Annotated in this window: 18 protein-coding genes and 1 pseudogene; 14 read left to right on the top strand and 5 right to left on the bottom strand. The window is 71.5% G+C overall.

Annotation, left to right across the window (positions count from 1 at the left end; translation table 11 throughout):
• Window positions 1–24 precede the first annotated feature (24 nt).
• Window positions 25–624, top strand: coding sequence for a class I SAM-dependent methyltransferase (locus ACWD68_RS23855; RefSeq protein ID WP_451808465.1), 600 nt, complete (start codon window positions 25–27; stop codon window positions 622–624).
• A 40-nt stretch (window positions 625–664) separates the two neighbouring features.
• On the opposite strand, the gene ACWD68_RS23860 is transcribed toward ACWD68_RS23855, so the two are convergent.
• Complete coding sequence (locus ACWD68_RS23860; RefSeq protein WP_451808466.1) at window positions 665–1,423, bottom strand: alpha/beta fold hydrolase; 759 nt, start codon at window positions 1,421–1,423, stop codon at window positions 665–667.
• A 111-nt stretch (window positions 1,424–1,534) separates the two neighbouring features.
• Between ACWD68_RS23860 and ACWD68_RS23865 the strand changes: the two genes are divergently transcribed.
• Window positions 1,535–2,065, top strand: coding sequence for a PadR family transcriptional regulator (locus ACWD68_RS23865; RefSeq protein ID WP_451808467.1), 531 nt, complete (start codon window positions 1,535–1,537; stop codon window positions 2,063–2,065).
• On the opposite strand, the pseudogene ACWD68_RS23870 reads toward ACWD68_RS23865, so the two are convergent.
• Window positions 2,045–2,914: pseudogene (locus ACWD68_RS23870) on the bottom strand (oxygenase MpaB family protein). The gene ACWD68_RS23865 and the pseudogene ACWD68_RS23870 overlap by 21 nt on opposite strands.
• Window positions 2,915–3,039: 125 nt before the next feature.
• Here ACWD68_RS23870 and ACWD68_RS23875 point away from each other — a divergent pair.
• Window positions 3,040–3,327, top strand: coding sequence for a hypothetical protein (locus ACWD68_RS23875; RefSeq protein WP_451808481.1), 288 nt, complete (start codon window positions 3,040–3,042; stop codon window positions 3,325–3,327).
• 135 nt (window positions 3,328–3,462) lie between these two features.
• Complete coding sequence (locus ACWD68_RS23880) at window positions 3,463–4,308, top strand: hypothetical protein (protein WP_451808468.1); 846 nt, start codon at window positions 3,463–3,465, stop codon at window positions 4,306–4,308.
• A 118-nt stretch (window positions 4,309–4,426) separates the two neighbouring features.
• Here the strand turns inward: ACWD68_RS23880 and ACWD68_RS23885 are convergent, their stop codons facing one another.
• Window positions 4,427–4,609 carry a hypothetical protein gene (locus ACWD68_RS23885; protein ID WP_261703155.1) on the bottom strand — a complete coding sequence of 61 codons (183 nt, stop codon included), beginning with the start codon at window positions 4,607–4,609 and terminating at the stop codon, window positions 4,427–4,429.
• Between the two features lie 396 nt (window positions 4,610–5,005).
• Between ACWD68_RS23885 and ACWD68_RS23890 the strand changes: the two genes are divergently transcribed.
• From ACWD68_RS23890 to ACWD68_RS23900, 3 genes are all read left to right on the top strand, one after another.
• The gene (locus ACWD68_RS23890) at window positions 5,006–7,888 is read left to right on the top strand and encodes a DEAD/DEAH box helicase (RefSeq protein ID WP_451808482.1); all 2,883 of its coding nucleotides are present in this window, start codon (window positions 5,006–5,008) and stop codon (window positions 7,886–7,888) included.
• Window positions 7,885–9,147 (top strand): SWIM zinc finger family protein, encoded by a 1,263-nt coding sequence (locus ACWD68_RS23895; protein ID WP_451808469.1) that lies wholly within the window; start codon window positions 7,885–7,887, stop codon window positions 9,145–9,147. The genes ACWD68_RS23890 and ACWD68_RS23895 overlap by 4 nt, the downstream gene beginning before the upstream one ends.
• A gap of 88 nt (window positions 9,148–9,235) precedes the next feature.
• Window positions 9,236–10,579, top strand: a complete 1,344-nt coding sequence (locus ACWD68_RS23900) for an esterase-like activity of phytase family protein (RefSeq protein WP_451808470.1) — start codon at window positions 9,236–9,238, stop codon at window positions 10,577–10,579.
• Between the two features lie 65 nt (window positions 10,580–10,644).
• Here the strand turns inward: ACWD68_RS23900 and ACWD68_RS23905 are convergent, their stop codons facing one another.
• A complete protein-coding gene (locus ACWD68_RS23905; RefSeq protein ID WP_451808471.1) occupies window positions 10,645–11,238 on the bottom strand; it encodes a hypothetical protein in 594 nt (197 codons plus the stop codon).
• A 573-nt stretch (window positions 11,239–11,811) separates the two neighbouring features.
• A complete protein-coding gene (gene xylA / locus ACWD68_RS23910) occupies window positions 11,812–12,978 on the bottom strand; it encodes a xylose isomerase (RefSeq protein ID WP_451808472.1) in 1,167 nt (388 codons plus the stop codon).
• Window positions 12,979–13,177: 199 nt separating this feature from the next.
• Here xylA and xylB point away from each other — a divergent pair, with 199 nt between their 5' ends.
• The 7 genes from xylB (at window position 13,178) to exaC (ending at window position 21,639) form a co-directional block, all read left to right on the top strand.
• Window positions 13,178–14,623 (top strand): xylulokinase, encoded by a 1,446-nt coding sequence (xylB, locus tag ACWD68_RS23915; protein ID WP_451808473.1) that lies wholly within the window; start codon window positions 13,178–13,180, stop codon window positions 14,621–14,623.
• A 170-nt stretch (window positions 14,624–14,793) separates the two neighbouring features.
• A complete protein-coding gene (locus tag ACWD68_RS23920) occupies window positions 14,794–16,002 on the top strand; it encodes an ROK family protein (RefSeq protein WP_451808474.1) in 1,209 nt (402 codons plus the stop codon).
• A gap of 174 nt (window positions 16,003–16,176) precedes the next feature.
• The gene (locus tag ACWD68_RS23925) at window positions 16,177–16,551 is read left to right on the top strand and encodes a hypothetical protein (RefSeq protein ID WP_451808475.1); all 375 of its coding nucleotides are present in this window, start codon (window positions 16,177–16,179) and stop codon (window positions 16,549–16,551) included.
• A complete protein-coding gene (locus tag ACWD68_RS23930) occupies window positions 16,548–17,561 on the top strand; it encodes an acetamidase/formamidase family protein (RefSeq protein WP_451808476.1) in 1,014 nt (337 codons plus the stop codon). Before ACWD68_RS23925 ends, ACWD68_RS23930 begins: the two co-directional genes overlap by 4 nt.
• Before the next feature lie 369 nt (window positions 17,562–17,930).
• Complete coding sequence (locus ACWD68_RS23935) at window positions 17,931–18,530, top strand: N-acetylmuramoyl-L-alanine amidase (protein ID WP_451808477.1); 600 nt, start codon at window positions 17,931–17,933, stop codon at window positions 18,528–18,530.
• Window positions 18,531–18,640: 110 nt separating this feature from the next.
• The gene (locus ACWD68_RS23940; RefSeq protein WP_451808478.1) at window positions 18,641–19,978 is read left to right on the top strand and encodes a GAF domain-containing protein; all 1,338 of its coding nucleotides are present in this window, start codon (window positions 18,641–18,643) and stop codon (window positions 19,976–19,978) included.
• 137 nt (window positions 19,979–20,115) lie between these two features.
• The gene (exaC, locus tag ACWD68_RS23945) at window positions 20,116–21,639 is read left to right on the top strand and encodes an acetaldehyde dehydrogenase ExaC (protein WP_451808479.1); all 1,524 of its coding nucleotides are present in this window, start codon (window positions 20,116–20,118) and stop codon (window positions 21,637–21,639) included.
• Window positions 21,640–21,771 lie beyond the last annotated feature (132 nt).

Genomic DNA, 21,771 nt, shown 5'->3' on the forward strand with positions numbered 1-21,771 from the left:
TGTCGGTGAGAGATCATGCGGCGCATGAGCAACGACCACACACGCGTCCAGGAGTTCTTCGCCGCGCGCGCCGCCGGCTGGGACACCCGGTTTCCCGACGACGGGCCCGCGTACGCGTCCGCGGTGGCGCACATGGGACTGCGCGCCGGTGACCGCGTGCTCGACGCGGGCTGCGGCACCGGGCGCGCCCTGCCTCCGCTGCGAGCGGCCGTGGGCGGCACCGGGATGGTCGTCGGAGCCGATCTGACCCCGGACATGCTGGAGGCCGCCGTCCGGTCCGGACGGGACCGCGACGGGCAGCTGCTGCTGGCCGATGTCACCGGACTGCCCCTGCGCACGGAGTCGCTGGACGCGGTGTTCGCGGCCGGACTCGTCGCACATCTGCCGAACCCTGCTGAGAATCTGCGGGAGTTGGCCCGGGTGGTGCGGCCCGGCGGCACGCTGGCCCTCTTCCACCCGATCGGCCGGGCCGCACTCGCGGCCCGCCAGGGACGGCAGATCACGCCGGACGACCTGCGTGACGAGGCCAACCTGGCTCCCCTGCTGGCCGGTTCGGGCTGGGACATGACCTCGTACGTGGACGAGGACGCCCGCTTCCTCGCCCTGGCCGTCCGCCGGGGATGATCACCGGTGGAACACTGCCCGTCAGACTGCCCGTCAGCCGTCAGACTGGGCCCGCGACGGCCGCGGCGAAGGCATCGGGGTTGTCGAACATGATGTTGTGTCCGGCACCCGGCACGGTGATGACACGCACCCCTGCCGCCTCCAGGCCTTCCGCGCCCGGCAGTTCACCACTCAGCTCGCCCTGGAGATAGACGCGCTCCACCGTCAGCCCGACGAGCAGCTGACGCATCGTGGGGCTGGTGCCCCGCATGAGCCCCTTCGCCGTGCGGTGCAGGGCGCATGGATCGGCGAGGCGCATCGTCGCGGCCCAGGAGGGGCCGACCTTCTCGAGCACGCGCGCGTGCCCGCCGTTCTCGACATAGTCGTGCTCCTCGTAGGAGGCGATGCCGCTGCTGCCCGCGGTGGCCGGAGGGTACGGGTCGAGGTTGGCCTCCACGAGGACGAGCCGCGAGACGAGGTCGGGCCGCCGGTCGGCGAGCACGATGGCGACGGCACCGCCCATGCTGTGCGCGACGAGTTCCGCCGCGGTGACACGGGCCTCGTCCAGGGCGACCGCCAGCGCCGCGGCGTGGTCCTCCAGGGTGTAGCCGAAGTCCGCGGGCCGGTCACTGATGCCGTGGCCGGGCAGGTCGACGAACAGGGAGCGCCGGCCCGCCAGTTCGGGCCGGGCCGCGATATGGGCGTTGTAGACCGTCGAGGCCGATCCGAGTCCGTGCACGTACACGCGTGCGGGTCCGGCGCCCGCCGCCTCGGTCCAGCGGATGCGGCTTCCCCTGCCGTCGAACTCTGCCTGTCGCACAGCACTCTCCCCTGTTCGCCGTTCCTTCGGTTCTCCCAGCACCAGAAGAATACATCGGTTCCGATGTATAGCGTTAGCGATGTACAACGCGGGTGCGTCAGAATGTGGGTCATGCTGGAGCTGGCCATCCTCGGATTTCTGTACGACGCCCCACTGCACGGCTATGAGCTGCGCAAACGCATCACCGCCCTGACGGGGCACGTGAAGCCCGTGGCGGAGAGCACGCTGTATCCCGCGATCAAGCGGCTGGAGAACGCCCATCTGCTGGAACGGGCCACGCAGCCCGGATCGGTGGCCGCCCCGCGCCACGTCCTCACACTCACCGAGGAGGGCGGTCGCGAACTGCGCCGCAGGCTCGCGGAACCGGCGCGACGCGACATCACGGACGAGAACCGCTGGTTCACGGTGCTCGCCTTCCTGAGACACCTGGAGAACCCCGAGGCGCAGGCGGCCGTACTGCGGCGCAGACTGGCCTTCCTGGAGGAGCCCGCGAGTTTCTTCTACGACGGTGACCGGCCGTTGCGCGCCGAGGAGTTGGACGACCCCTTCCGTCGCGGCATCCTCACCATCGCGCGGGCCACGAGCCGGGCCGAACTGACCTGGCTGCGGACCACCCTCGACTCACTCGACGCGGTCGGGTGAGGCGGGACAGCCCCGCACGCCGGGCACGGGGCAAGTGCCCAGCTCGGCGACGCGGTAGCCGTCCGGTACCCGTTGATCTCCCGGTTCTGCCGGGCGAATTGCGGGGAGCGACGAGGCGGCAGCAGCCGGCCGCGCGTACGGCCCGCCGGACCAGCGCGCGTGGGGCATCACCCGGGGGCTCGTAGCGGAAGGCGCGGAGCAGCGGCTCGTCGAGCAGGGCGAGGGGGGTGGTGCGCAGCAGGGGCGCGAGCGGACGCGGGTACCGGGAGGCCATCAGGTCCAGCGTCGCGTCCGAGACCCGTCGGGCGCTCTCGTCCCAGCCGAAGTGAGCCTCTTCGTAGGCGTCGAGGCACGCTTCGAACTCCTCGTACGTCTGGGGGACGTCCTTGATCCCCATATGCCGGCCCAGGGTGCGGTAGCGCCCGGCGGACGCGACGATCTCGTGGCGCGACAGCCTGCGCCAGGCGTAGGCCTCGACCCACCGTTTGGGCATCACCACGAACGTGCAGAGCAATAACGCATGTGGTCGTTGCCGATGTCGTAGCTGCGGTGCATCTTGATGCGGCGGATCGCGGTCAGGCCCTCCTCGGCGCCGAAACCGTGCTCGACGATCGCGTCGAGGAGCAGCGCGGTGTCGTCGTAACCCTTCTGGCCGCGTTCCGTGAGCTCCGCCGTCTCGGCGAGCAGCCGGCCGATGCCCGGCACGGCGTAGGTGCGGTAGAGCGCCGGCTACAGGGCGCGGGTGAAGTCCCAGGGGAACTCGTACGCGGAGGTGAGCCGGTAGATCTCCGACGCCTCCTTCTCCGGATCCATCCGCCGGACCTGTTCGAGTCGCTCGTAGCGCTTCACCGATCCGCCCCCTTCTGTCTCCGCGCCTCCAACTCTACGTTGAGTAGCAGCACATGGACGGTCAGCGATCGATCACACAGGGGGAAGGTGACCCGATGTCCGGCATATTCGGCAGGCTCCGCACGATGGGGCGCAAGAAGACGGCCGAGCTGCCCGAAGGAAACCCGCCGGCAGGGGCACGGCAGGAGAGGAAGCGCACATACAACCTCTTCGAGGCGGCTGCGGTGTACGTGTCCGGGTGCGCGGAGGACAATCAGGAGCAGATCGACGAGGCGGCCGCCTGGGTGTCGCCCGAGGCACTGTCCTTCGGTGTGAACGAGTTGGCCTGCCGGGCCGTGATCGCTCTCGCCCGGGAGCGCGACGAGTCGCCGCAGGCGGTCGCCCGAACACTGCTCGGACTGCCCGCGGCCTGACCGGGGCGGGGTCCGCGAGGGCGTTTCGCCCCCGTCCAGCCGGATACCTGCAGCTCCGCATGCGTTTCGGGCCCGTGACAAGCGCCTTCCGGTCGCTTAAGGTGCGCCGACAGATGGAGCGATCGGGAGGCTGGAATGGCCGGGACGGACGAAGACGCCGTCGCCACCGGGGACGACGACGCACTGTATGTGCTGACGGCGGTGTTGCTGACACCGGCGAAGTTCCCCAGCGCGTTGGGTGACGACTATCCGGAGGCCTGCACGACGCTCGACCTCGCCCCTCTCGCCGAGGGGTACGGACTGGTGCTCGGCCAGGACGGAGACGGCGCGCGGTGGACCGTCGTCATCGACGACGTCTCACTGGTCGCCGTCGCCATCGCCTCCTGGGACTGCGGGATGGAGCACGAGTTGTCGCCGGACGAGCGGACGGTCGTCGCCGCGCTCCCCGGCTGGCCCCTCGACGTGGCCGTCTCGGCCCCCGGAGTTCCGGCTCCGCACGATCCGTCGACCGAGCTCACGGAGCGGCCCCCGCTCAGCCCGCCGGACACCACCACCTGGGGGCCGGCACAGCGACGCCTCGGCGCGGACGAGATCGCGCTCCAGTGGGCGACGTGGCGCGAGCAGATCGACGACAGCGAGTTCGCGTCCTCGGACGGCGCCGAGGGGGCAGAGTCCTCGGGCGACGTCGAGGGCGAGAGCGGTGGCGGCGGTGACCGCACCGGCGTTCGTAGGGTTCTCGCCGAGGCGCGCTCGTACGTGGACACACCGCCCCCGCTGGGCCGTGTCCGCTCGTCCTTCGCCACGGGCGACGCTCGGACACTGCGGGCCGACGGCCCGGGCTGGTCTCTCGTCGCCAGGACCGACGACATCGCGTTCGTCCTGCTCGACGAGGAACCCGGCGAGGTCCTGCCCGTCGGCCGCGGACCGGAGCTGCCCGGCCTCCTGGAGGCCCTGGACAAGATGGCGGTCCGCCCCAGCTGAGTGACCGCGCCACGCGGAATCCGCGTGGCGCGGCCTTTGTCCGTCCTCTGTGTCGGCCTCTCCGGACCTCACCGGCCAAGGTGAACCGCGGGGCGGTCGACGCTGCGGCGGTCGCTCCTCAGCGACCGAGCTCCTTACGGGTGGCACGGCGCAGCCTCCGCCGCTGCGAGGGGTCCAGCGCCAGGTACGCGGCCGCCGGGACTCCCAGCACGATCAAGAAGGCGGCCCACCAGGGCAGCCAGATCAACAGGATCAGGCCGACCGCCACACCCCCTGCGGCGATCTTCGCGTTCTTCGACATGTGTCGCCTCCTCCGCGGCTGCTGCCGCTCTCTGTCCTGAGAACGGGTCCCCGTGCCCCACGGTTCCGGACCGCGACCCTGATACGTCCCTGACGCGCGCCCCCTACGCGACCCTGAGAAGCCCCGGCCTCGCGCCCATGGAACGTGGCCCCGGCGAGGAGTCGAAGAGTCCGGTCCCAGCGTAGGGAACAGCCAACTCCAGGCAGCGCCCGCGCACCAGGGGTTGAACACGGCCGGGTGCGTGGCGCCCTGGCGTTGCGAACGAGTGCGGAAAGTACACGCCGAATCTGCGGATCATGGCCGGAACCGGTTCTCGTACACCACCGGGCGTGCTGTAACCTCGGCGACCCGGCTCCAGTAGTCAAATTTGAGGAATGCATCATCGCTGAGCAGAGGATTCCCGCGGCCACACCCGCCGAGATCTCCGAGCTGGCACGCTGCCGCGCCATTTTCGTGCCCGCCGGTCCGTCGCGTACGGGCGGCATCGCGTTCTGGCACCCGTCCGGCGACGGGCCTTCCGTTGTGGCGTCCGGCTCCGCCGAGGACCTCACGGTGGTCCTGCCCGCGGAGGGCGGAGGCGTCGAGGCCGTGTCCGTGCCCGCCGTGCTGCTGCCGGTGAGGGCCGCCCTGCCGGTCCTCACGCGCGCGCGTGCCGCCGCGCACGCGCATCGGGCGACCTCGTTCTGGGGCGCGGCGGCCGTCCTCGCCCTCCAGTTCGCCGCGCGCGGGCTGCTGCTGCCCGGGCTCACGGCCGAGGACCAGGACGTCTGGCGCGCCGGCCCCCTGCGCGCGGAGGACCTGGAGCGCGTGCGCGAACTGGCCGCCGCGATGCCGCCGGAGGCGCACGCGGTGCCGGTGGCGGGCACCGAACCACCGCTGCTGCCCGATCCGGAACGACTGGTGCGTGCCTTCCTGGACGCCGTCGCCGACGCCCTTCCGCGCTCTCCGGCGGCGGCGATCGCGGCGGGTGGTCCGGCCTTCGCGGCGCCGGAGCCGCAGCGCGTACCGCAGCATCGCGCGTGGGCCAGGGAGGTGGCCGCGGTTCACGACGCGGACGTACGGATCTCTCTGCGTATGGAGGTGCCGGGGCTGGCGTCGGCCGTGTCGGAGGAGACGCGGATGCCGTTCCGGGCGGTACTGCAACTGCACAGCGTCAGTGATCCCGCTCTCGTCGCGGACGCGGCGGCCGTGTGGGCGGGGGCCTCGCCCCTCGGCCCGCGCGCGCGGATGGACGCCCTGCTCGCGCTGCGGCGCGCCGTCCGGGCCTGGCCGCCCCTGGCTCCGCTGCTCTCGGCCGCCGTGCCCGATTCCGTCGAGCTCGCCGACGAGGAGGTCGGTGAACTCCTCGGAGCGGGCGCCCGGCTGCTGGCCCTCGCCGGTGTCGACGTGCACTGGCCGAAGGAGCTCGCACGGAAGTTGACGGCCCGGGCGGTCGTCGGCCCGCACGAGGACGCCGACGCCCCGGGCGGGATCGCGTCGGGCAGCGACGGCGGCTCCGGTGCCGAAGCGTCCTCGGACGCCCCGTCGTTCCTGTCGGCGGAAGCCCTGCTCTCGTTCAACTGGTGCTTCGCACTGGGCGACCAGCACCTCACGCGGCAGGAGCTGGACCGGCTGGCCGAGGCGAACCGTCCCATCGTGCGCCTGCGCGACCAGTGGGTGCTCGTCGACCCTGAGGAGGTACGCCGCGCACATGCGCAGCGGGACCGCCGGGTCACACCCGTCGAGGCGCTGAGCGCCGCTCTGACGGGCTCCGTGGAGGTCGACGGCAGCCGGGTCGACGTCGAGCCCACAGGATGGCTGGCGGCGCTGCGGGAGGCCTTGGCCGACCCGGAAGGGCAACGGCCGGTCGGGCAGCCCGCGGCGCTCCGCGCGACACTGCGCGACTACCAGGCCCGGGGCCTCAACTGGCTGGCCCGGATGACTTCCCTGGGCCTGGGCGGCTGCCTGGCCGACGACATGGGCCTCGGCAAGACGATCACGCTGATCGCGCTGCATCTGCACCGGCAGACCGACGAATCGGCCGCGGGCCCGACGCTCGTCGTCTGCCCTGCCTCCCTGATGGGCAACTGGCAGCGCGAGATCGAGAGGTTCGCCCCCGGCACACCGGTACGCCGTTTCCACGGTTCCCGGCGCGGCCTGGAGGACCTTCGCGACGGCGAGTTCGTGCTGACGACGTACGGCACCATGCGACTCGACGCGCCACGGCTAGGAGAGGTGGCCTGGGGCCTGGTGGTCGCGGACGAGGCCCAGCACGTCAAGAACCCGTACTCGGCGACGGCGCGGGCACTGCGCACCATCGGAGCACGCGCGCGCGTGGCGCTCACCGGCACCCCGGTGGAGAACAACCTCTCGGAACTGTGGGCGATCCTCGACTGGACGACACCGGGCCTGCTGGGCCGGCTCGGCACCTTCCGCACCCGCTACGCACAGGCTGTCGAGGGCGGTCAGGACCCCGCGGCCGCCGAGCGACTCGCCCGGCTCGTACGCCCGTTCCTGCTGCGCCGCCGCAAGTCGGACCCCGGCATCGCACCCGAACTGCCGCCGAAGACCGAGACCGACCATGCCGTGACGCTCACCAAGGAGCAGGCCGGGCTGTACGAGGCGGTGGTGCGCGAGACCCTCGCGGAGATCTCGGGCGCGGACAGCATGGCCCGGCGGGGTCTGATCGTGAAGCTGCTCACCGGCCTGAAGCAGATCTGCAACCACCCCGCGCAATTCCTCAAGGAGGAAGGGCCGAGGATTCCCGGCAGGTCCGGGAAGCTGGAGCTGTTGGACGAACTGCTCGACACCGTCCTCTCGGAAGGGGCGAGTGTTCTGGTCTTCACGCAGTACGTGCGGATGGCACGCCTCATCGAGCGCCATCTGAGCGCGCGTGCCGTGCCGACGCAGTTCCTCCACGGAGGGACGCCCATCCCTGAACGCGAGGCGATGGTGGAGCGCTTCCAGGAGGGCGAAGTCCCGGTCTTCCTGCTGTCGTTGAAGGCCGCCGGAACGGGGCTCAACCTGACGCGCGCGGAGCACGTCGTGCACTACGACCGCTGGTGGAACCCGGCCGTCGAGGCGCAGGCCACGGACCGTGCGTACCGCATCGGCCAGAGCCGGCCGGTCCAGGTGCACCGCATCATCGCCGAGGGGACGATCGAGGACCGTATCGCCGACATGCTGCGCCGCAAGCAGCGGCTGGCCGACGCCGTCCTGGGCGCGGGCGAGGCGGCGCTCACCGAGCTGACCGACGCGGAACTGGCCGACCTGGTGGAACTGCGAGGGGGCGCACGATGACGGATCACGACCAGGAACGCACGTTCGAAGCGCTACCGCCCGCGCACGGACGCGGTTTCGCGCAGACGTGGTGGGGCCGGGCCTGGCTGACGGCCCTGGAGGACGCGGCGCTGGACTTGGGACAGTTGAAGACCGGGCGCAGGCTCGCGCGCGCCGGGGCTGTGGGCGCTGTCTCGGTGCGGCCCGGGCGGGTCACCGCCGTGGTCAAGGACCGCGACGGCACCGCCCATCGCGCGGACGTCCTGCTGCAGGAACTGTCCGGCGAGCAGTGGGAACGCTTCCTGGACATGGCCGTGGAGCGCGCCGGGCACATCGCGGCGCTCCTCGACCGCGACATGCCACCGCACCTGGTCGAGGACGCGGCGGCCGCCGGAGTCGAACTCCTGCCGGGGCTCGGCGATCTCGACGCGGAGTGCGACTGCGGCGCCTGGGACCACTGCGGCCACACGGCCGCGCTCTGCTATCAGGTGGCCCGGCTGCTCGACGAGGATCCGTTCGTACTGCTGCTGATGCGCGGGCGCGGTGAACGCACCCTCCTGGACGACCTCCAGGAGCGCGGCAGGCAGCCCGCCCACGAGCCGCTCGAGGACCTTGAGGAAGGCGTGGACGCCGCCGAGGCGTACGCGGCCGGTGACATCCTGCCTCCGCTGCCCGCCCTTCCCCGGCTGCCCGACGAACCCGGAAATCCCCCCTCGTTGGACACCGAGGCGGCACCCGCTCCCGGAATCGATCCCGCCGCCCTGGAGTTCGTCGCCGCCGCGACCGCGGGCGAGGCACACCGACTGCTGGCCGAGGCACTGTCGTCGGGACACGAAGAGCATCCGGTGGAGGCGGCGCCGACCCTCGCCCAGGACGCGGTGCGGCTGGCGGCGGGCGACCCCGACGAGGAGACCGCCCGGCGGCTCGCCGAGGGATCGGGGCGCGAACGCGAGGAACTGCGCCTCGCCGTACAGGCCTGGCGGTACGGGGGTGTCGCGGCGCTGTCGGTCCTCGAGGACGAGTGGCCCGTCGAAGGGGAAACACTGGCACGCGCGCGTGCCGCCCTGGAGGCGGCCTGGGACGAGGGCGAGCGCCCGAGGCTGCGCGCGGCCCACAACCGCTGGACGGCGGTCGGCACCTCCACGCAGCTGCGGCTCGGACGCGACGGCAGGTGGTGGCCCTACCGCGAGGAGCGGGACCACTGGACCCCCGCGGGGCCGGCGGTGAGGGACCCGGCGACCGCCCTCGCCACGGCCGAGGAAGACCCGATGAGTGGTTGACGCCTGGCGTTCACCTTCAGGTCGCACATCGTTCGACGCCGGGGCCAACTCTTGCCGCTGTCAACGAACTTGTGCCTCAGGAGGCCTGATGTCCCCGCATGCCGTCGGCCGGCGCCACGTCCACCGATCCGTCGCGCTGGGCATGCCGCTCGCCGTGCTGGCCGCCTTCGTGGTGGCCGGCACGGCGAGCGCGACGTCCGGACCCGCTCAGCCGCGGGTGACGCACACCGCGACGCTCGGGGACCTGCCCCTCGGCACGTTCAGCAACACACTGCTGCCCGGCACGGTGAACGACGACCGCGGTGTCGACCTCGGCGGCATCGGCAGCGACCTCTACCCGGCCGGACGTAAGGGCGAGTTCTGGACGGTCACCGACCGGGGGCCCAACGGCCAGATCAAGGTGGACGGCAAGAAGCGACGGACGTTCCCGGTGCCGGGCTTCGACCCGGCGATCGTGAAGATCCGGGTGCGCGGGGACAGCGTGAAGGTGCTCGACGCGATTCCGATCACCACGTCCTCCGGGAAGCCGGTCACCGGGCTGTCCAACCAGGCGGGACGCGACGAGGCGCCGTACTCCTACGACGCGCAGACCCCGCTCGCGTACAACCCGAACGGCGTGGACACCGAGGGCATCGTGCGGGCGAAGGACGGTTCGTTCTGGCTCATCGACGAGTACGGCCCGTCGCTGATCCATGTCTCCGCGCGCGGGAAGGTGCTCATGCGCCATGTGCCCAAGGGGCTCGGCCTCACCGGCACGGACTACCCGGTCGTCGAGGCGCTGCCCGCCATTCTGCTCCACCGGAAGATCAACCGAGGCCTCGAAGGGCTCGCCCAACTCCCCGACGGCGACCTGGTGATGGCCCTGCAGAGTCCGCTCTCGCTGCCGGACGGGAACGCGGGAGACGCTTCGCGCACGACGCGGCTGCTGCGCTTCTCACCCAGGAAGCGGGCCGTGACCGCCGAGTACGCGTACCGCTTCGACCCGGTGAACGTGGTCGACCCGAGCGAGGACGACACCTCCGAGCTGAAGATCTCCTCCGTGGTGGCCGTCGGCCGCGACCGGCTGCTCGTCGAGGAGCGCACCGACAAGGCGGCCCGTCTGCAGACTGTACGGCTCACGCGCGACGCGGACATCCTCGGCGGCCCGTGGGACAGCGACACGACGTCGCCCTCCCTGGAGCAGTTGGACGACCCGGCATCGGCCGGTGTTCCGGTGCTGGGCAAGCGTCTGGTCGTCGACCTGGGCACCGTCGCGGGGGTCCCCGGCAAGATCGAGGGCGTCGCGCGCGTGGACCACGACACACTCGCCCTCATCAACGACAACGACTTCGGGATGACCGACGGGACCGGTGCCTTCGACGCGCAGGGCCGGCTCGTGGACAGCGGTATCGAGACGAGCGTCACCTACGTACGACTGCCACGCGGGATCTGATCCCGGGTCCCTTGGGCTCGGCACGCGCGCGTGGAGGATGGACAGCGGCCACGCGCGCGTGCCGGTCACTTCAGCGGCTTCGTGAGTTTGTGGGTGCCCTTGCCGATGTCCGCGGCGAGGCTGCAGGCGACTTTGTCGATGCCGATCCTGTAGCCGCCGGTGTCCGGGTACTGCACGAACGTGTCCCGCACCGTCCCGGCGGCCTGGCGGGCCGCCTTGCGCTCAAGAGGCCCCTGACACAGCGTGGACGCGGCCTTCTTGAGAGCCGCGTTCGTCGTGTAGGTGCCGTTGAGTTCGGCGACCTTCACGACCTCGGCGTCGTGCGGTTCGGTGCACGGGCGCTTGACCGCCTGCCCGGGCAGGCCGTCGTCCATGTCGAAACAATCGCCCTGCTGGAGCATGTAGTAGGGCACTTCGTCGTCCGCGAGCGACGGGAGGAACGACTCCAGGTCGCTGGGCACGAGTTCGGTGGGCAGGTCCGAGGACAGCGACGGCACGACGCTGGGCAGGCCCGAGGGAAGCGAGGGCAGTGCGGACGGCAGACTCAGCGAGGGACTCGGCGACCGCCCTGTGCTCTCGGTGGGGGACTTCTTGTCCTTGGTACCGCCACCGGCGGCCGCCACCGCCACGGCGACGATGACTCCGACGCCGACGATCACGGCGATGACGAGGGCCAGGGTGTTGCGGCGCCGCCCTCCGCGATGACCGCCGGGCCCGCCCGGCGGTCCTGGAGGCGGCGGTGGCGGTGGCGGCCACCCCCCGCCGCCCTGGCCGGGGGGCCCATCGCCTCCCTGTGACGGCGAACCGTGGTCCCCCGAGGGAAGGCCGCTTCCCGCCGGAGGAGAGCCGTAGCCACCCGGGGGCGGACCATATCCGCCTGAGGACGGCGGGCCGTAGCCACCCGAGGGCGGGGGACCGTAACCACCTGAGGACGGAGGACCGTAACCACCTGAGGGCGGAGGGCCGTAGACCCCGGACGGCGGGTCCGGAACATCACCTCCAGGAGGCGGCGTGCCTCCCGGCGACCGTGGAGGCTGAGGCGGTACGGGCGGCATGGCCATACCGCCAAGAGTCGCCTCGAACCGGTCATGGCGCGACCCCTGTGCGGAAGTTGATACGGACTCATGCCGTGGATCGCATGATTCCGGTGAAATCCACGCGGAGACCGGTGGCCGAAGGGGCGGACCGGAACCCGCCCGAAGGCGGGTCCGTGCCCTGGAGAGCGGGCCCGATCAGCCCCGTGCGCCCAGGAGATGGTCCATCGCCAGCTGGTCCAGCTGCTCGAAGGCCATCCCGCGCGCGGCCGCGGCCTCGACGTCGAACTCCTCGAAGGCGCCGCGGTCGGCGAGCAGCCCCGCCAGGCCGTCCTCCGCCGTGGGCTGCGCCAGCTCGTCCAGACGCGAGGCGCGCAGCGCCTCCTGGACCTCCGGGTCGGCGCGGAACGCGGCCGAACGCTCGCGCAGGATCAGGTAGTTGCGCATGCAGGCCTCGGCCGACGCCCACACGCCGTCGAAGTCCTCGGTCCGCGGCGGCTTGAAGTCGAAGTGCTTCGGGCCCACGTAACCGGCGCTCTCCAGAAGGTCGACCAGCCAGAACGCGGCCCGCAGATCACCCGCGCCGAACCGCAGGTCCTGGTCGTACTTGATGCCGGTCTGGCCGTTGAGGTCGATGTGGAAGAGCTTGCCCGCCCACAGGGCCTGCGCGATGCCGTGCGAGAAGTTCAGCCCCGCCATCTGCTCGTGACCGACCTCGGGGTTCACGCCGTACAGCTCCGGGCGCTCCAGGCGCTCGATGAAGGCGAGGGCGTGGCCGACGGTGGGGAGGAGGATGTCGCCGCGCGGCTCGTTCGGCTTGGGCTCGATCGCGAACTTCAGGTCGTAGCCCTGCGAGATCACGTACTCGCCGAGGAGATCGAAAGCCTCCTTCATGCGGTCGAGGGCGGCGCGTACGTCCTTGGCAGCCCCGGACTCCGCTCCCTCCCGGCCGCCCCAGGCGACGTACGTCTCGGCGCCGAGCTCGACCGCCAGGTCGACGTTGCGGATGGTCTTGCGCAGCGCGTAGCGGCGCACGTCCCGGTCGTTCGAGGTGAACGCGCCGTCCTTGAAGACGGGGTGCGTGAACAGGTTGGTGGTGGCCATCGGCACCTTGAGGCCGGTGGCGTCCAGGGTCTGCCTGAACCGCTTGATGTGCGACTCGCGCTCGCTGTCCGAGGATCCGAAGGGGATCAGGTCGTCGTCGTGGAAGGTCACTCCGTAGGCACCGAGCTCGGCCAGGCGCTGCACCGTCTCGACCGGGTCCAGGGCGCGCCGGGTGGCGTCGCCGAACGGGTCCCTTCCCTGCCAGCCGACGGTCCACAGGCCGAAGGTGAACCTGTCCTCGGGGGTGGGCTGGTAGTTCATGTCGCGGCTCCTTGCTAGCTCCGACTATTTCGTCATGGCAGTTTACAAATTAGTATGCGGACGCTTCTCTGGGAAGAGACGAAGTACGAAACCCTGGTCACGTCGGTCCAGGGACGAAGCGCGGGACCCGGGCCGTGGCAGCCCGGACAGCCCCGTGACCAGGACAGATCCCGCGGAGCCGCGGAAGAGGGAGAGCCCGATGTCAGCAGCCGAGGGTCCGCTCGTCGTCGGGGTGGACTCGTCCACCCAGTCCACCAAGGCCCTGGTCGTCGACGCGTCGACCGGCCAGGTGGTGGCGAGCGGACAGGCGCCGCACACCGTCTCCACCGGGGCGGGCCGCGAGAGCGACCCCCGCCAGTGGTGGGACGCGCTCTGCGAAGCGCTGCGCCAGTGCGGTGACGCCGCGCACGAGGCCGCGGCGGTGTCGATCGGCGGGCAGCAGCACGGGCTCGTGACGCTCGACGCGCGGGGCGAGCCCGTACGCCCAGCGCTGCTGTGGAACGACGTGCGCTCGGCACCGCAGGCGCGTCGGCTCGTCGAGGAGCTCGGCGGCCCGAAGTCCTGGGCCGATCGGACCGGCAGCGTGCCTGCCGCGTCCTTCACGGCCACGAAGTGGGCCTGGCTGGCCGAACACGAGCCGGACGCCGTCCGGGCGACGGCGGCGGTCCGCCTGCCCCACGACTACCTCACCGAACGGCTCACGGGGCAGGGCACCACCGATCGCGGCGACGCCTCGGGCACCGGCTGGTGGTCCTCCGGGACGGAGGCGTACGACGAGGAGGTCCTCGCCCACATCGGTCTCGACCCCGCCCTGCTCCCCCGCGTCGTCCGGCCGGGCGAGGTTGCCGGAACGGTGCACGCCAGGGGCGAGCTCCCGTTTTCCCGGGGCACCCTGGTGGCGGCCGGGACCGGGGACAACGCGGCCGCCGCGCTCGGCCTCGGGCTGCGCCCCGGCACCCCGGTCGTGAGCCTCGGCACCTCGGGCACGGTGTACGCCGTCTCGACGCGTCGTCCCGCCGACCCGAGCGGCACGGTGGCGGGGTTCGCGGACGCGCGCGGCGACTGGCTCCCGCTGGCCTGCACGCTGAACTGCACGCTGGCCGTCGACCGGATCGCCGCGCTGCTCGGTCTCGACCGCGAGGCCGTCGAGCCGGGTGCCTCGGTGACGCTGCTGCCCTATCTGGACGGTGAGCGCACACCGAACCTGCCGCACGGCTCGGGACTGCTGCACGGGCTCCGGCACGACACGACGGGCGGACAGCTGCTCCAGGCCGCGTACGACGGCGCCGTGCACGCCCTGCTGGGCGCCCTGGATCTGGTGCTGGACGCGGACGCCGACCTCTCGGCGCCCTTGCTGCTGATCGGCGGCGGCGCGCGGGGCAAGGCCTGGCAGCAGACCGTGCGCCGACTCTCGGGTCGGCCCGTTCAGGTGCCCGAGGCCAGGGAACTGGTCGCGCTCGGCGCCGCCGCCCAGGCGGCGGGCCTGCTGACGGGAGAGGACCCGGCGGCCGTCGCCCGTCGCTGGGGCACCGCCCACGGGCCGGTGCTCGACGCCGTGGAGCGGGACGAGGAGACACTCGCGAGGATCACCGGGGTACTCTCCGACGCGGCCCCACTGCTCGAACGGGAGCCGAACAGGAACTGACCAGGACCGATCATGCCGCCCCGGCGGGACCGGCTCCCACGAGTACCGGTCCCGCGTGAGCGGTACCGGCGGTGAGGCCACCCCACTGGCCCCCGCACGACGAGGGACCGCCATGTGGGGACCGGCACCGAGAGGCCGACTGGAACGGCCGGACGAGGATTGACGGAGGCATGACCGCACCGCTGCACGAGGCCCACCCCGCCGGTTCCGGCCGGCGGCTGCCCGACACCCAGCAGGGCATGCGCCGCCGCAACCTCTCCCGGGTCATGCACACCGTCAGCGCCGAGGGGCCGCTGTCGCGGGCCGCCGTCGCCTCCCACATCGGTCTGACCCGGGCGGCCGTGTCGACCCTGGTCGACGAACTGATCCGCGGCGGGCTCCTCGAAGAACTGGGACCCGAGCGGCCGGGCAGAGTGGGGCGCCCCGGCTCCGCGCTCGCCGTCAGCGCGCACGGTCCCGCAGGGATCGGCGCGGAGGTGGGCGTCGACCATCTCGCGGTGTGCGCGGTCGACCTCCGCGGCGCCGTGCGGGCCCGGGCTGTACGCCATGGCACGAACCGCGGCCGGCCGGCCGAGCCGGTGATCCGCGAGCTGACCACGCTGGTACGCCAGGTCGTCGCCGAGGCCGAGCGGGAGGGCTTGTGGCCCGCGGGCCTCGCCGTCGCCGTCCCCGGACTCGTGGCACGCGACGCCCGGACCGTGGTCCGCGCCCCGAACCTCGACTGGCACGACACGGACCTCGGCGCGCTGCTGCCCTCGGAACTGCCGCTGACCGTGGACAACGAGGCGAACTTCGGCGGTCTCGCGGAGCTCTGGCTCGGTAACGCGACCCCGCGCGACTTTCTGCACGTCTCGGCGGAGATCGGCATCGGCGCCGCGGTGCTCGTGGACGGGCGGCTGCTGCGCGGGACCCGTGGTTTCGCGGGCGAACTGGGGCATGTGCCCGTACGTCCGGAGGGACCGGAGTGTCCCTGCGGTGGACGCGGGTGCCTCGAACAGTACGCGGGCGAGGAGGCCGTTCTGCGTGCCGCCGGCCTGGAACCGGGCGAGGACAGGGTCGGGCTGCTGGGCCGTCGTGCCGCCGAGGGCGATCCGGACGTACGCGGCGCCCTGCGCGACGCCGGAACCGCGCTCGGAATCGCCCTGACGGGAGCGGTCAACCTGCTGGACCCGGAGACGGTCGTGCTGGGCGGGGCGCTCGCCGGTCTCGCACCGTGGCTGCTTCCCTCGCTGGAGGGCGAACTGGCTCGACGCACAGCGGGTCCCGCCTGCGCCGTGTCCGTCTCCCGACTGGGATCCGAGGGACCACTGCTGGGTGCGGCTCACTCGGTGGTGCGAGGGGTGCTCGACGACCCGGCTGCGGTGGCCGGACGGTCGTAGGCGGCGAAAGTCGAGTCGTTCCCCCTAGCGGGTGATCGCCTTGTCCACAATCAGCGGGCTGTCCACCGATTCACACCTCGTTCTTCCAGCCCAACCGGCGGGCGCCGTACCGTAATTCACGCGAGGCGCAGCCGTCCTGCCGATGGCTGCATTCCGGGCGGATCGGGGGGGCACATGTCGGAGGCGCTGTTCTGGATGCTTGTCTTCCTCACGGTGGTCGGCTCGACGATCGCCGATGCCGACAGATGCACCACCCTCTCCACGCGAACGACCTTCGCGCTGGGCCGCATCCGGGTCTTCCCGCTGGCTGGTGTCATCTTCTTCGTCCTCGCGCCGCCGACGGTTGCGGGCCTGCCGGTCCGCGCCTTCATGACCGGGCCGACCGCGCCCCTGTCGTACGCCGGGCCGGTCGTGGCGGTCCGGATGTCAGCCGGTGTCGTGATACTGATCATCCTGCTCCGCCACCCCGGGCGGATAGCCGGCACCGCCCGTGTCCACCTCGAGACCTTCACCCCCGCCCCTCGGCAGAGCGGAGCTGTGCAGCCATGAGCGACCCCCGGATCCTGACCGTGCGGCCCGCACCGGGCGAGTTCGCCTGGACGTTCGGTGGCGCACCGCCCGTGGCACGGATCGAGCCGGGCACCGTGCTGGATCTCTATACCGAGGACTGCTTCGCCGGACGGGTGCGCTCCGAGAAGGACTTGGTGTCCGAGGTGTGCGAGTTCCCGTTCCTCAATCCGCAGACCGGTCCCTTCCATGTGGAAGGCGCGGAACCGGGTGACACGGTCGCGGTCCACTTCGTCTCGATCGAACCGGCCCGTGACTGGGCGGCGTCGACGACTGTCCCCCTCTTCGGGGCCCTGACCTCCACTCACACCACCGCGACGCTTCAGCCGGCGCTGCCGGAGACGGTCTGGATCTGGCAGCTCGACCGGCAGCGGCGAACGGCGCTGTTCAGCGCGCGGGACAGCGACATCCGGATCGAGCTGCCGATGGATCCGATGCACGGCACGGTCGGTGTGGCGCCCGCGAACCTGGAGGTGCGTTCCGCCCTGGTCCCCGACGCGCACGGCGGGAACATGGACACGCCGGAGATGCGGGCCGGGGTGACCTGCTATCTCGGGGTGAACGTCGAGGGGGCCCTGCTCAGTCTGGGTGACGGGCACGCACGGCAGGGCGAGGGCGAGACCTGCGGAGTGGCCGTCGAGTGCGCGATGAACACGGTGGTGATCGTCGAGCTCCTCAAGGGAGTCGCCACCCCCTGGCCGCGCATCGAGTCCGACACCCACATCATCTCGACCGGCTCGGCACGGCCCCTGGAGGACGCCTTCCGGATATCTCAGCTCGACCTCGTGCAGTGGCTGGTACGCGACTACGGGTTCAGCGAGCTGGACGCGTACCAGTTCGCGACGCAGACGGTCGAGTCACCCGTCGCCAACGTCTGCGACACGAACTACACGTGCGTCGCGAAATTGCGCAAGGAATGGCTGCCCGCGCGTGAGACCCATCGCGGACTGCACGCCCGACTGCGCGAGACGGCCGCGGCGCTCCGGCACTGATCGCGCGGCCCGCGCGGGAACCCGGATCGACTCGCCGATTCCGACGCTCCGACTCCGGGCCTCCGGCCCCCGATTCCGAGCTCCCGGCTCCGAGCTCCGGGCTCCCGGCTTCGGGCTTCGGGCTTCGGGCTTCGGCTCAGAGCTCCGGGCCTCGGCTCAGGGCTCCGATCTCCCGAGGCCGAGAGCCGCAGGCTCCGGGCTCCGAACCCGACTTGTGCCTCCCGCCTCGGGCCCCGGCCCCCAACTTCCAGCTCCCGGCCCCGAGCTCCCAGCTCCCAGCGACATCCACCCTCAAGCCCCCGACATCCGTCCTCACAACCCCCACCACCCCACCCCACCCCACCCCCACAGACGAAAGGCCAGCACTCCATGGAGCGAGCACGGTCGTTCCCCAGCCGGCGGCGGCTGCTCAAGGGCGCTGCCCTCGCCGCCCTCCCCTACGCGTTACTCCCGGAGGTCAGGGCGACGGCGCAGACCGCGGCCGTCGACTATCCGGGCGCCGAGTGGATTCCGGCGACCAGCTCCAACTACACGGTGTCCGATCGCCCCGACACCTACCAGCTCGACTATGTGATCATCCATGTGACACAGACGGCGTACGCCAACGCCCTGGCCATCTTCCAGAATCCGGAGAAGAAGGTGTCCGCGCACTACGTCGTGCGCTCGGCCGACGGCCATGTCGCCCAGTGCGTGAGAGAGCGCAATGTCGCCTGGCACGCGGGCAACTGGGACTACAACACCAGAAGCATCGGCATCGAGCACGAGGGCTGGGTGGACAAGCCCGCCTACTTCACCAACGCCCTCTACGAGGAGTCCGCCAAGCTCACCGCCGCGATCTGCGACCAGTACGGGATTCCCAAGGACCGCGCCCACATCCTCGGTCACTACGAAGTGCCGGGCACGGATCACACCGATCCCGGGCCGAACTGGGACTGGACGCGCTACATCAGGCTCGTCAACTTCGCCTGACCCGGGGAGGCCTCGCGGTGGGCCCGGGCGGGCGCCGCGAGGCCCGACCGGAGGCACCGACCGGAAGGTGCGCGTCACACGGGTTGTCGGGGCCCGCACCGGGAGTGACGATGGGACCCAGCCGCATCGCCTTCCGGGAGGCCGAGTTGACCGATCCTTGGGTGGCCCTGGAACCGGGGACCGACCCCGCCGAGCGGGTTCGGCTGCTGCGTCGCGCATACGAGTCGTTCACCGAGGCCGGGACGGTGCCACGGCCGGTGCGTTCCGTGGTGGCGGACTCATGGCGGCGTTCGGCGCGGGCGGGTGTCGTCCCGGACGGCACCGCGAGCGTGGAACTGATGGACGGGGAGCTCGGTTCCTACCGCGCGGAACATCCGCTCGCCCGGGTGATGCCGCTGTTCCGGGAGCTCATGGGAACGTTCGCGTCGGACGGGGAGCACCTTCTGGCGGTGTGCGACGCGCAGGGCAGGCTCCTGTGGGTCGAGGGCCATCCGGGGACGCGGCGGCAGGCCGGACGGATGAACTTCGTGCCGGGCGCGCGGTGGTCGGAGACGGCGGTCGGTACGAACGCGCCGGGCACGGCGGTCGCCGTCGACCGTCCGGTGCAGGTGTTCGCGGCCGAGCACTTCATCCGGCGGGTACAGCCGTGGACCTGCGCGGCGGCCCCGGTGCACGATCCGCGCACCGGGCGGGTGCTCGGCGCGGTCGACATCACCGGCGGGGACGGGCTCGCGCATCCGCACAGCCTCGCCTTCGTGCAGGCGGTGGCACGGGCCGCCGAGGCCCATCTGGCGCTGCTCGCACCGCCGCAGGCCATGGCCGGCGCCCTCGAACTGACCGCGCTGGGGCGCGACGAGGCTCAACTCGTCGCGGAGGGGCGGAAGATCAGACTCAGCCGCAGGCACAGCGAGATCCTGGTGCTGCTGGCCCGTCATCCCGAGGGCCTGACGGGCGACGAGTTGCTGTGCGCGCTGTACGAGGACGAGTCGGTGACGCCGGTGACGCTGCGCGCCGAGCTGGCGCGGCTGCGCAGAATCCTCGGTCCGGGGATGCTGGGTTCGCGGCCCTACCGGCTCACCCTGCCGGTCGAGTCCGACGTGACGGTGGTGGAGCGACGACTCGGCACCGGCGCGGTGACGGCGGCCGCGGCGGTGTACGCCGGTCCGTTGCTGCCGGCCTCGACGGCGCCGGCGGTGGTGCGGTTGCGGCGAAGGATCGCCGACGGGCTGCGGACGGCGCTCATCGCCCGGCGGGACCCCGACCTGCTCGCCGACTGGGTCCGTGCGCCGTGGGGCGAGGACGATCTCGACGTCTGGCGGGCACTGTCCGCGGTGCGCCCGGCCGCGGCCGTACACGCGCGCCTGGCGGAGCTGGAGTCCGAGCAGGCCGCACCGGTCGGATGGGCGCGCTCCGCGCGGAAGGGCCGTATGCGACCGGAGCCGCGCTGACGGAGAGGGCGCAGCCCCGTCCGCGGGGCGCGACGGGCGGTTCCGGGGAAGCGCAACGTGGTTGCAACGTCCGGGTTCCTAGCCTCGCGGCGAGAGCTGCCCAACGGCGGGCAGCGCTTCTCCGGGAGGCAGACAGCATGACCCGTTACGCGGCGCCCGGCTCCGAGGGCGCGATCGTCTCCTACCAGGCGCGGTATGACCACTTCATCGGCGGGGAGTACGTTCCGCCGGCTCGCGGGCAGTACTTCGAGAACCCGAGCCCGTTGAACGGGCAGCCGTTCACGGAGGTCGCGCGAGGCACCGCGGAGGACGTGGAACGCGCGCTCGACGCGGCACACGCGGCGGCTCCCGCCTGGGGTCGCACCTCCGTGACCACGCGCGCCGACATCCTGCTCAAGATCGCCGACCGGATGGAGGCGAACCTGGAGAAGCTGGCGGTCGCCGAGAGCTGGGAGAACGGCAAGCCGGTCCGCGAGACCCTGGCGGCCGACATCCCGCTCGCGATCGACCACTTCCGTTACTTCGCGGGGGCGATCCGCGCCCAGGAGGGCTCGCTCGGCGAGGTCGACGACGACACCGTCGCGTACCACTTCCACGAGCCGCTCGGCGTGGTCGCGCAGATCATCCCGTGGAACTTCCCCATCCTGATGGCGGTGTGGAAGCTCGCTCCGGCGCTGGCGGCGGGCAACGCGGTCGTCATCAAACCGGCCGAGCAGACACCGGCGTCCATCCACTACTGGATGAGCCTGATCGCTGATCTCATCCCGCCGGGTGTGGTGAACATCGTCAACGGCTTCGGCGTGGAGGCGGGCAAGCCCCTGGCGTCCAGCGCCCGGGTGGCGAAGGTGGCGTTCACGGGTGAGACCACCACGGGGCGGCTGATCATGCAGTACGCCTCGGAGAACATCAAGCCGGTCACGCTGGAGCTGGGCGGGAAGTCCCCGAACATCTTCTTCGACGACGTCTGGGCGCAGAACGACGACTTCCGCGACAAGGCGCTCGAAGGCTTCACGATGTTCGCGCTCAACCAGGGCGAGGTGTGCACCTGTCCCTCGCGCGCCCTCGTCCAGCGCGGCCACTACCGCGAGTTCATGGAGGCGGCGGTCGCTCGCACCGAGCTCATCAAGCCCGGGAACCCGCTCGACACCGACACCATGATCGGCGCCCAAGCCTCCAACGACCAGCTGGAGAAGATCCTCTCCTATCTGGACATCGGCCGGCAGGAGGGCGCCAAGGTGCTCACCGGCGGTGAACGCATCGAGCACGACGGGGAGCTGAAGGGCGGCTACTACGTCCAGCCGACGATCTTCGAGGGCGACAACCGTATGCGGATCTTCCAGGAGGAGATCTTCGGCCCGGTCGTCTCGGTGACGTCGTTCGACGACTTCGACGACGCCATCAAGATCGCGAACGACACGCTGTACGGACTCGGCGCGGGCGTGTGGACGCGGGACATCAACACCGCCTACCGGGCCGGCCGCTCCATCCAGGCCGGCCGGGTCTGGACGAACTGCTACCACGCGTATCCGGCACATGCCGCGTTCGGTGGCTACAAGCAGTCCGGGATCGGCCGCGAGAACCACAAGATGATGCTGGAGCACTACCAGCAGACGAAGAACCTGCTGGTGAGCTACTCACCGAAGAAGCTCGGGTTCTTCTAAACGCCCGCGGAACGGCGCCTGACCGGGATTTCAACCGGGAGTGGCCGGTGAGCGGGCGGGGAGTAAAAAACAACCAGAATAGCTTGTGATAGAAAAAGCAAGTGTTTAGTAGGGGGGGGTGGGGGCAAGAAA

Source organism: Streptomyces sp. NPDC005141, from assembly GCF_053599975.1.

Excerpts from the sequence above, each read along its gene's own strand:
- ACWD68_RS23885 (WP_261703155.1), bottom strand. The coding sequence starts at position 4,609 with ATGTCGAAGAACGCGAAGATCGCCGCAGGGGGTGTGGCGGTCGGCCTG.
- ACWD68_RS23895 (WP_451808469.1), top strand. The coding sequence starts at position 7,885 with ATGACGGATCACGACCAGGAACGCACGTTCGAAGCGCTACCGCCCGCG.
- ACWD68_RS23920 (WP_451808474.1), top strand. The coding sequence starts at position 14,794 with ATGACCGCACCGCTGCACGAGGCCCACCCCGCCGGTTCCGGCCGGCGG.
- xylB (WP_451808473.1), top strand. The coding sequence starts at position 13,178 with ATGTCAGCAGCCGAGGGTCCGCTCGTCGTCGGGGTGGACTCGTCCACC.
- ACWD68_RS23880 (WP_451808468.1), top strand. The coding sequence starts at position 3,463 with ATGGCCGGGACGGACGAAGACGCCGTCGCCACCGGGGACGACGACGCA.
- exaC (WP_451808479.1), top strand. The coding sequence starts at position 20,116 with ATGACCCGTTACGCGGCGCCCGGCTCCGAGGGCGCGATCGTCTCCTAC.
- ACWD68_RS23900 (WP_451808470.1), top strand. The coding sequence starts at position 9,236 with ATGTCCCCGCATGCCGTCGGCCGGCGCCACGTCCACCGATCCGTCGCG.
- ACWD68_RS23875 (WP_451808481.1), top strand. The coding sequence starts at position 3,040 with ATGGGGCGCAAGAAGACGGCCGAGCTGCCCGAAGGAAACCCGCCGGCA.
- ACWD68_RS23925 (WP_451808475.1), top strand. The coding sequence starts at position 16,177 with ATGTCGGAGGCGCTGTTCTGGATGCTTGTCTTCCTCACGGTGGTCGGC.
- ACWD68_RS23930 (WP_451808476.1), top strand. The coding sequence starts at position 16,548 with ATGAGCGACCCCCGGATCCTGACCGTGCGGCCCGCACCGGGCGAGTTC.
- xylA (WP_451808472.1), bottom strand. The coding sequence starts at position 12,978 with ATGAACTACCAGCCCACCCCCGAGGACAGGTTCACCTTCGGCCTGTGG.
- ACWD68_RS23940 (WP_451808478.1), top strand. The coding sequence starts at position 18,641 with ATGGGACCCAGCCGCATCGCCTTCCGGGAGGCCGAGTTGACCGATCCT.
- ACWD68_RS23855 (WP_451808465.1), top strand. The coding sequence starts at position 25 with ATGAGCAACGACCACACACGCGTCCAGGAGTTCTTCGCCGCGCGCGCC.
- ACWD68_RS23935 (WP_451808477.1), top strand. The coding sequence starts at position 17,931 with ATGGAGCGAGCACGGTCGTTCCCCAGCCGGCGGCGGCTGCTCAAGGGC.
- ACWD68_RS23865 (WP_451808467.1), top strand. The coding sequence starts at position 1,535 with ATGCTGGAGCTGGCCATCCTCGGATTTCTGTACGACGCCCCACTGCAC.